Here is an 8,478-nt window from a genome sequence, read left to right as displayed (position 1 = left end):
TTAGGTCGAGTGACGGCTTCACAATTAAGCTTCAGCGTCTGCAGCATCATTGCTTATTGGTTTTAACATAGGGTTTGACGAACTGAGGGGCCATCAGTTTGACATTATGGCCCATCGATATCAGTTTATTGGCCCAGAAATGAGCAGATGCACAGGCCTCCATGCCGATCAAACAGGGTGGGATGTTGGCAAAAAAGGAGGCCATTTGTGCCCGTCTGAGTTGTTTGTTGAACAACCGTTTTCCGTGCTCGTCAACCCCATGGATCTGGAAAACGTTTTTTGCCAAATCGATTCCAATAGTTTTAACGTTCATGATAGCAGCGCTCCGTTCAATGAGTGACGATTTATCGTCCCACTGTGGCACAAGAGATGGGAGGCGACCATTCCATTAACAAAGCCGTCTGTCGTTTCCACTAGTCCTCCTATGGCATATAACAGTGCGTTATACCGGTCCCGCAAGGTCGGCTTCCTTGCAAGCCAGATTACCTTGTAAGGTCAGAAAGTCCAATGACAGCTTTATGTACGAAGCAGTCATTGAGCTACTACGTATAAATGACCGCTCCTGGCCTACAGCAGACAAGCTTAGGATGCTGAAGGTCTGCTGAGAGCGATAAACGGAAATTCGAGACGGTATAGTCTCTAAAAGCTTCCCTGCCATAAAGTTGCCGAGATTCTCAGCGAATAGGTAAGTATCATCATACAGTGGTCAGATGTGCATCCGCAGTACATTTGCTCGCATGTTAACGTAGCAGTAGTACAACATCATTTAGAGACGAATCGCCTAACAGGTTTTAACACCTTAAAATTTCACTGCTGGTTAAACACATTATTAAATGATTTTTATCATTTAAATCATTGGGTTAATTTTAATTGTGATTTGCTTTTAACCCTCGCAATTTAGAAGTATTATTTTGAGATTAATCCACTTGCCCTGCCTTCATCACTGCTTGTAAATATGCGTGAAGAATGATTTTAAGGTTATATATCATGGAGTTATTGAATTTTTTGGTCGGCGATTTTTGTCATTTACTTGTTGTTTTTTAGTAAAGAAAAAACGTAAAATACTCCAAAGTCTTATGCTTCAGACCCCGTGAAAGCACCGCCAAAAGAATGGCTCGCTGACATCAAGAAAAAAGAGGCGGTTGTGCGAAACGATGATAGTGAAGACGATAACCTTGCAACTTTTACATTGAGCGGTGGCCGGGGTGTTGAACTTCGGGTGACAACCAATCATTACCGCAACACCTCAAAGTCAGCAGGTGCACTAGCTCGATGGGTACTTCCGGGTGAGATGATAACTGTAGCTGGTGTAGCAATTAGCGGTGGCCACATTTACGTGGGGCAACGTATGAAGCCCTCCGGTCAGGAATCAGGCGGCTATTATGACGATGGAAGTGAGGCATCATTAATTGATGACACATGTAAGATAAAACCTACTTCTTATCTTTACGAGGACAGTTCATTAGGATACTGGCCCAGTTTTTCCTCTCTTTCCCCAGAAGCACGCGGTGCGTATGTCAGTTGGCTTGCCAGCGATAGGTCTGATCCATCGTGTCCTATCGGCTATGTTTTTATCTACCTCTACGGCCTGGAAAGAAAAGCGCTCGTAGATTCCACTGACCCAAAATTCCCTGATGCTGAGTTCCGTAATCTGTTCAATGAAGTCGCTCGGTTAAGATCGATATTCATTGAGAACCGCTCCTTCCGTGGATATTCGACCCAATTACTCGAAGCCATGTCTATTCTGCGCCCGAACATGGGCTTAGCCACTGAGCTCGATAGCAATTCAGGTTTCAGCAACAGCATGCAATTTAAGCTGGCTCTTGCAAAAACTGTACATGAAGGAGTTCCTGTATCAGCTGAACTGGCGTTGAACTGGGTAATAAACCACACCGAGTATTCGCTGCGTACCCCGGCTCGCCGCTGTGCTAAAGAGTTTGCTGCACTTTTCAAACGGCGTTACACCCTCAAATATGGTGAAGGGATGGTCGTTAAGGCGAATAAAACGCGCCTGAGGTTAGATTACACACCAGCAAGTCCTAGTTTGCGAGGTGTTCGACTTCCTGTTCCCGACCTGCCTGATCCAAGTGCGTTGAAGAGCCCTGTCCAGAAAATTATGGCTCTTGCCGATATATGTACAGATGAACTTGATGCTTATAGTCGCTACCTTGGTAGGAAAGGTACGTCAGTCAATGATACGGCTGCAATTATGCTGCTCCCTTCAGAGATAGTTAATGAAAGCGCAGAAAAAATATTAAGCTCATTCAAACGCTGGGCTGATGAGGCGATCCTCGTCAAGGAGGGGTTAGTCTCAGTTGCTGACTTTTGGGCACATATGAATGCCAGTTGCCCCAATAAGATCAATAAAAAAGAGGCCGATTTGATGCAGGCCTTTGCTCTGAAGATGGGTTACGGTCTGGCACCTGACCCGTATTATCACCATGTGAAGGCGGATGTTGATGGGACACTTGTTCTATTCCCTGCCGCCGAAGGTGGACGCTTCTCACCTTCTCCTGAATTTATCTCAGCCGTAATGACGCTCAGATTAGGGGCGATGGTCGCCTTGATTGACGATTCTCTTGATCAAGCTGAACAGAAAGTGCTTGAGAATGCCATCAACAACAATCCTGGCTTCACCGATGATGAAAAACGCTCTCTACATGCGTATTTAACGTGGCAACTTCATACCCCAGCCAATATGACAGGAATGAAAAGTAGGATTGAGTTGATGGGGGCCGCGGAAAAAGCTGCTGTGGGTAAGGTTATCGTTAGTGTTGCCTGTTCGGATGGGACAATAGCGCCTGCCGAAATCAAACAGCTTGAGAAGATTTATTCAAGTTTGGGGCTGGATCCCTCATCTGTCTCGAGCAATATCCATCAGCATTCCGCAACTGAACATGATCTCGTCTCGTCTGTACCAACTGATCAGCCAGCAGCAGGGTTCACACTGGATGCTAATGTACTTGCCCGCCACGAATCTGCCACGGATGATGTTCGTAAATTGCTGAACACAATTTTCACCGAAGAAGAACCGGAAGAGCCAGAAAGCGCTCCAGCCTCATCAACGGAGGCGGGGGGACTTGACTCCGCACATAGCCAGCTTTATCGCAGTTTGCTGGAGAAAGAACAGTGGTCCCGAAAAGAGGCGACAGAATTGTGCGGAAATTTGAATTTGATGCTCGGCGGTGCGCTTGAGGTGATCAATGACTGGTCCTATGCGGTGGTTGATGCTCCAGTACTGGACGATGCCGATGATGATATCTGGGTTGACCTGGAAATTGCCAAAGAATTAGAGGGATAGTGAATGTCTGTAACACGTATAAGAGTGAAAGAACGCGACGCTATTATTCAGTCACTTAAGTCAGGTGTAACGCCAAGGATAGGCATTCAGCATATCCAGGTTGGCCGCGTGAATGAGATCACCGCTCTCCATCAGGATATTGAGAGGATTGCTGACGGTGGTGCAAGCTTCAGACTTATCATCGGTGAATATGGTTCTGGTAAAACGTTCTTTCTGAGTGTTGTGCGCTCTATTGCGCTGGAGAAGAAGTTGGTGTCAGTCAGTGCTGACCTTTCTCCTGACAGACGTATTCACTCATCGGGAGGTCAGGCTCGTAATCTTTATTCTGAGCTCATGAAAAACATGTCCACCAGAAACAAGCCGGATGGTAATGCGTTACTTAGCGTTGTTGAAAGGTTCGTTACGGAGGCAAGGAAGGAAGCTGACACGGACGGCTCCGAGGTTTCATCAGTTATTCATAAACGCCTGGCAGCACTATCAGATATGGTCGGTGGATATGACTTTGCGAAGGTCATTGATGCATTCTGGCGGGGGCATGAGCAGGATAACGAAACGCTAAAATCCAATGCCATTCGCTGGTTGCGTGGAGAGTACACTACTAAAACTGATGCCCGTCACGATCTCGACGTTCGGACTATTATCTCAGACGCATCATTCTATGATTCTTTGAAGCTGATGAGCCTTTTTGTCCGCCAGGCAGGCTATGCCGGTCTTTTGGTCAGCCTCGACGAAATGGTGAACCTCTTGAAGCTGAATAATACGCAAGCAAGAACAGCGAACTACGAACAGATTTTGCGGATCCTGAATGACTGCCTGCAAGGCTCAGCCGAGAACATTGGTTTTATCCTCGGGGGTACGCCAGAGTTTCTTTTCGATCCGCGTAAAGGTCTTTACAGCTATGAGGCGCTCCAGTCGCGTCTGGCGGAAAACCGGTTCGCGCAAAAAGCAGGAGTGATTGACTACTCATCCCCCACTTTGCATCTTGCCAGCCTCACCCCTGAGGAACTGTATATTTTGCTGAGAAATCTTCGTCATGTTTATGCCGGTGGAGATCCAGAGAATTATCTGGTACCAGATGAGGCACTGACTGGATTCCTGCATCACTGTAGTAAAACCATTGGAGACGCTTACTTCCGTACCCCCCGTAATACCATAAAAGGTTTCCTGGACATGCTGGCCGTGCTGGAACAAAACAGAACGATGAACTGGCAAACACTAATCGAGGGTGTGGCGATTGAAGAGGACCGGCCCAGCGATATGGATGACACCACTACGGAGGAAAGCGATGACGACGACGGACTGGCGAACTTCAAACTATGAGCAGTGCCTACGATAGCCTCGATCCCCGCGTCCGTAAGTGGGTTTACAAGCAGGGGTGGTCGACATTAAGGCCCTTGCAGGAGAGTTCTATCCCGGCAATTTTAGCCCGTGATCGAGACGTGCTAATCAGTGCAGGTACAGCAGCGGGTAAAACAGAGGCTTTCTTTCTTCCTGCCTGTTCGGCAGTTGCAGATCTCACGAATGGATTTGGCATCGTCTATATCAGTCCGTTGAAGGCATTGATTAACGATCAGTACCGTCGTCTTGGGAGCCTTGGAGATGCATTGGAAATGCCAGTGACTCCCTGGCACGGGGATGTACCACAAAGCAAAAAGAAGAAGGCTCGGACGAACCCTGCTGGCATTTTACTGATTACACCTGAGTCACTTGAGTCTTTGCTCATAAATTCAATGGGCTGGCTCAAACAGGCGTTTTCTTCAGTCGCATACATCGTTATTGATGAGTTTCATGCTTTTATTGGTTCAGAGCGTGGTGTACAGCTGCTTTCTCTGCTCAATAGAATTGACCATGTGCTAGGATGCCAGGTAAATCCAATTCCCCGCGTTGCGTTGAGTGCCACGCTGGGGGAACTGGAGAAAGTGCCCGAAATGTTGCGCCCGGACAAACGACTCCCCTGCGTAACTGTTACAGATAGTAATAGCATGGCCACTCTTCAGGTACAGGTCAAAGGGTACCTGGAGCGAGTGATCCAAAATGAGGAAGAACTTCAGAGTTCAGCTGAACATGACGTTTGCGCTGACATTTTTAGACTTTGCCGTGGCGATTCTCATTTGGTCTTTGCAAACAGCCGAAAACGCACTGAAAGCATTGCGGCAACGCTGAGCGACATGTGTGAGGAACAAATTGTTCCGAATGAATTTTTCCCCCACCATGGTTCCCTTGCCAAGGAATTACGTGAGGTGCTTGAATCTCGTCTTCAGAAAGGAAATTTGCCCACAACAGCTGTTTGTACAATGACGCTTGAGTTGGGAATTGATATCGGTAAGGTTAAATCGGTTATCCAAGTTACGCCTCCGCATTCTGTTTCCAGTTTGCGCCAGCGAATGGGGCGTTCTGGGCGACGCGATTCCCCGTCAGTACTCAGAATGCTAATTACAGAAAATGAGCTTACTGTGAGTAGCAGTATCGTTGATCACCTACGACTCCAGTTGGTGCAGTCGATGGCAATGATCAGGTTGATGATCTCTAAACAATGGTTTGAGCCTGCCGATTCCCGGCAGATGCATTACTCCACGCTGCTACACCAGATTCTTGCAATTACCGCACAATGGGGTGGAGTTCGTGCCGACCAGCTCTGGTCACAACTATGCCAGACAGGGCCGTTCAGAAATGTAGATTTAAACGATTTCAAAAGCCTGCTTAAACATATGGGAGCATGTGGCCTACTCACTCAACTTGCTAGCGGCGAAATGGTTGTTGGGGCAGAGGGGGAGAAACTGACTAACCATTACACTTTTTATGCCGTGTTCAATACACCAGAAGAGTTCCGCATTATCACCGGAAACAGAACCCTTGGAACAGTGCCTGTGGACTCCCCACTGCTACCAGACCAACACATCATCTTCGGTGGGCGGCGCTGGAAAGTGACAGAGATCGAGACAGAGAAAAAAGTTATCTATGTAGAGGCAACCAAAGGCGGTCAGCCACCACAATTTAGTGGGGGAGGTATGTCTGTTCATGATGCCGTTCGTCAGGAAATGCTCGCTATCTATAGGGAAGGTGATTACCGCATAGCAATAGGTAGCAAGAAAGTAGATTATGCCGATACTGCCGCCAGAAACCTATTTGCGGAAGGCTGTAGTAACTTTCAGCGTTTTAAACTTCAAAATGAGTGTTTTATTACGAGTGGACAACACTGTTACGTAATACCCTGGATGGGGGATAAAGTTGTCAATACGATTACAGCCTTGCTCATACGTTGTGGTTTTAAAGCAAATTCATTTGCTGGCGTTATAGAAATCGATAACTCCAGTGTAGCTTCCGTTCAGCACGCGCTGAAAGAAATGCTGTTGTCAGGCTTGCCATCTGCATTTGATCTTGCCACAGATGTTCCAGAAAAGTACTTAGATAAATATGACGAGTATTTACCAGAGTCCCTTCTTGCGAAAGGGTATGGTGCAAAGGCGTATGAAACAGAAGGTACGCGCATCTGGTTGCAGAAACATCTTTAGTAATCTGGATATGTAATCAGGGTATAAATAAGACATATATACCCTGAATTTTTTATTTCCCTGTAGATTTACTAGGCTTTAGTCCCGGGGTATTACCAGGAGTATCTTTATTATCACGTCGACGTTGATCCGGTTTTCCTGTCGATTTAGCAATTGGTTTTGGACCAGGTTTAAGACCCATGATAGTTATCCTTTAGAGGTGTAAGAGGGAAGCCTCAACAATGATATATTGGATAATGTGAAATTTTTCAATGGGAGCGATCAACATATCCAATGATTAACTCGATATTGTGAACAGTGTCCGCTTCTGGCACAAAGCAGACGTTAAGACTTACAGCATCGGGAAACTTCTGGATGCCGCGTCAGCGGCATGGAGGCGCCAGATGAGGTTACATGTGTCTGTGGAGTCAAATGGCGCCGAAAGCCCGGCGTAGCCGGTTACCTGGCTATAAACTCTGCCACCCTACCCCCTGCCCTGATTAGCCTTAACCCGCTTACAGCAATGAAGAAGTAAAAGTAATCCCTTTTAACCCCGGTGAGCGGGCTTTACGGCGTTTACGACGTAAAGGGCGTGATTTCCGGGGCCTTAGCGGCGGCAGCTTGCTGCTGACGCTTAGGGGGATGTTCATCAACTATTTCAGCGACACCAGGGAACTTAACACGGTAGCTGCAAAGCCATACCCGCTTAAAACAGCTCAGACGCCTCTGTACGCGGTCGGAGTGGTCCCGACAAGGCGACAGCCGCAGTCGGGGCGTATCTCCGCGTTAGCGGGCCGCAGGGCCGCTTACGAGCGTGTACTAAACAACTGACCACAGCACCACCCACAGCGATGAAGAAGAATAGTTACAACACCCATCATTAAAAGCGACACTACTCCCGGCCTTCGGCCGGGGGCGGCGGCGCTTTTCAGTGGTGGGGAGGGGCTCCCGGCTGGCAAACCGGCGCCGGTTTTATGATGAACTTCCTTTTGAATGCTGTAACTAATGTGGTTCTCCGGCCGGGGCCCGTCGCGGAGCGATGGGAGCTCTCTCTGATGTTGCCGAACCGGCGCGACCGTCTGGTCGCTGCAAGGGCGGGCATTCTCCCGAGCCGGTCCACAGGGCAGGCGATGAACAGGTTATGTGTTTACAGGATTTATTAAAGGATCTTTAAAAGAGGTACAGAGCTGGTGTTTAAAAGGAACCACGCGCCTTGAAAGTCCGACGGCATGTGCTTTGTGCGTATCACGGTTGTAGCCTAATGAAATACTCCCTTGCAGTTATATGTGGATAACAGAAATCGGCCGTCAGAAGTGACGCCGGCGATAACATTTAAGGCCACGTTGACGCCAGGAAGACCGGAATTATGGTGAGGAATGCAGGCCTGAAGATAAGATAATACGTAGTAGCCGGCCAACAGGCGTGCGAAAGCCTCCGGCGCCGGCCGGATTTTTTAAAGAAGGAATGTTATAGGGGGGCAGTGGCCAGCCGCGTGTAGTTGTTTCCGCGCGACAGCAGCATGCGCTCCTGCACACGGCGCTCAACCTCACGCTTCAGCGCTTCTTTATCGCCCCTGAAGCGGCCGGTGGCGTATTCGCGGGTCAGTTGCTGACGCACGCGCGTCTCGATGTCATGACGCTGCCGTGATGCATCCCGCCGTGCAGTATCCCGCTTCCGGCCGTGAGA

Annotated in this window: 2 protein-coding genes and 3 pseudogenes; 3 read left to right on the top strand and 2 right to left on the bottom strand. The window is 48.3% G+C overall.

The annotated features are described in order from the left end of the window. Positions 1–313 (bottom strand): annotated as a pseudogene (locus HMPREF1024_RS00490) (transposase); the annotation flags it as partial. A 674-nt stretch (positions 314–987) separates the two neighbouring features. Between HMPREF1024_RS00490 and HMPREF1024_RS00495 the strand changes: the two are divergent. The 3 genes and pseudogenes from HMPREF1024_RS00495 (at position 988) to HMPREF1024_RS00505 (ending at position 6,813) form a co-directional block, all read left to right on the top strand. Next, positions 988–3,301 (top strand): annotated as a pseudogene (locus tag HMPREF1024_RS00495) (TerB N-terminal domain-containing protein). A 3-nt stretch (positions 3,302–3,304) separates the two neighbouring features. Continuing rightward, on the top strand, positions 3,305–4,621 hold the full coding sequence (locus tag HMPREF1024_RS00500) for an ATP-binding protein (protein WP_004152291.1): 1,317 nt from the start codon (positions 3,305–3,307) through the stop codon (positions 4,619–4,621). Continuing rightward, entirely contained in the window at positions 4,618–6,813 is a 2,196-nt protein-coding gene (locus HMPREF1024_RS00505) for a DEAD/DEAH box helicase (RefSeq protein ID WP_000093087.1), read from the top strand. The genes HMPREF1024_RS00500 and HMPREF1024_RS00505 overlap by 4 nt, the downstream gene beginning before the upstream one ends. Before the next feature lie 1,446 nt (positions 6,814–8,259). On the opposite strand, the pseudogene HMPREF1024_RS29760 reads toward HMPREF1024_RS00505, so the two are convergent. Continuing rightward, a pseudogene (locus HMPREF1024_RS29760) lies at positions 8,260–8,478 on the bottom strand (incFII family plasmid replication initiator RepA); the annotation flags it as partial.

Origin of the sequence: Klebsiella sp. 4_1_44FAA (assembly GCF_000238715.1) — a bacterium.
GTDB classification, from domain to species: Bacteria; Pseudomonadota; Gammaproteobacteria; order Enterobacterales; family Enterobacteriaceae; genus Klebsiella; species Klebsiella pneumoniae.
This window is presented reverse-complemented; position numbering and strand designations above follow the sequence as displayed.

Bases quoted from the DNA above. Each gene is read 5' to 3' on its own strand.
- HMPREF1024_RS00500 (WP_004152291.1), top strand. From the start codon at position 3,305: ATGTCTGTAACACGTATAAGAGTGAAAGAACGCGACGCTATTATTCAG.
- HMPREF1024_RS00505 (WP_000093087.1), top strand. From the start codon at position 4,618: ATGAGCAGTGCCTACGATAGCCTCGATCCCCGCGTCCGTAAGTGGGTT.